Source organism: Lysinibacillus sp. VIII_CA (genome assembly GCF_049943995.1).
Taxonomy (GTDB): Bacteria; Bacillota; Bacilli; order Bacillales_A; family Planococcaceae; genus Lysinibacillus; species Lysinibacillus pinottii.
In genome coordinates, this window is the sequence record NZ_JBNFXM010000150.1 from 1 (window position 1) to 208 (window position 208).

Annotated in this window: 1 tRNA gene; it reads right to left on the reverse strand. The window is 52.4% G+C overall.

What is annotated here, in order from left to right:
- Position 1: 1 nt before the first annotated feature.
- Positions 2-77 (reverse strand) — tRNA-Phe (locus tag ACP3VS_RS24625).
- Between the last annotated feature and the right edge of the window lie 131 nt (positions 78-208).

Below are 208 nucleotides of genomic sequence, written 5' to 3' on the forward strand. Positions count from 1 at the left end.
ATGGTGGGTCAGGACGGAATCGAACCGCCGACACTTAGAGCTTCAATCTAATGCTCTACCAACTGAGCTACTGACCCATTTCGTCCATGCTAAGCTTGCTCACTCTTTGCTTATCACGTCTATCAATAAATAATGGCGGTCCCGACCGGGATCGAACCGGCGATCTCCTGCGTGACAGGCAGGCATGTTAACCGCTACACCACGGGAC